1 pseudogene is annotated in these 1,185 nt (G+C 49.0%); it reads right to left on the minus strand.

The features are described from left to right. A pseudogene (locus tag A5N85_RS15920) lies at window positions 1-1,185 on the minus strand (hypothetical protein); the annotation flags it as partial.

Below are 1,185 nucleotides of genomic sequence, written 5' to 3' on the forward strand. Positions count from 1 at the left end.
AAGGTATTGCCTTGGTTTACCCAATCCGCACCTTTAACAGTGAGGGTAATTTCACCTGTTTGTGCGTTAACCGATAGGTAGTCGGATGCGGTTTTTAGGCTGTAAGTGATGGTGTCATTATCCGCATCAGCCGCTTTGGCGGTGCTGATAACGTCATTAGCTTGAGCTTTGCTTTGAATGAGTTCAGCGCTAGGGGTAAAGGTTGGGGCTTTGGGGGTGTGGTTGGTTGCGGTAGGATTAAATACCGCTTCGCTTTCACTGTGTCCGTCATTCGCCACAATGGTAACCGCTGGCAAGGTATTGCCTTGGTTTACCCAATCCGCACCTTTAACAGTGAGGGTAATTTCACCTGTTTGTGCGTTAACCGATAGGTAGTCGGATGCGGTTTTTAGGCTGTAAGTGATGGTGTCATTATCCGCATCAGCTGCTTTGGCGGTGCTGATAACGTCATTAGCTTGAGCTTTGCTTTGAATGAGTTCAGCGCTAGGGGTAAAGGTTGGGGCTTCAGGAGTGTGGTTGGTTGCGGTAGGATTAAATACCGCTTCGCTTTCACTGTGTCCGTCATTCGCCACAATGGTAACCGCTGGCAAGGTATTGCCTTGGTTTACCCAATCCGCACCTTTAACAGTGAGGGTAATTTCACCTGTTTGTGCGTTAACCGATAGGTAGTCGGATGCGGTTTTTAGGCTGTAAGTGATGGTGTCATTATCCGCATCAGCCGCTTTGGCGGTGCTGATAACGTCATTAGCTTGAGCTTTGCTTTGAATGAGTTCAGCGCTAGGGGTAAAGGTTGGGGCTTCAGGAGTGTGGTTGGTTGCGGTAGGATTAAATACCGCTTCGCTTTCACTGTGTCCGTCATTCGCCACAATGGTAACCGCTGGCAAGGTATTGCCTTGGTTTACCCAATCCGCACCTTTAACAGTGAGGGTAATTTCACCTGTTTGTGCGTTAACCGCTAGGTAGTCGGATGCGGTTTTTAGGCTGTAAGTGATGGTGTCATTATCCGCATCAGCCGCTTTGGCGGTGCTGATAACGTCATTAGCTTGAGCTTTGCTTTGAATGAGTTCAGCGCTAGGGGTAAAGGTTGGGGCTTTGGGGGTGTGGTTGGTTGCGGTAGGATTAAATACCGCTTCGCTTTCACTGTGTCCGTCATTCGCCACAATGGTAACCGCTGGCAAGGTATTG

Origin of the sequence: Suttonella ornithocola (assembly GCF_001889065.1) — a bacterium.
Taxonomy (GTDB): domain Bacteria; phylum Pseudomonadota; class Gammaproteobacteria; order Cardiobacteriales; family Cardiobacteriaceae; genus Suttonella_A; species Suttonella_A ornithocola.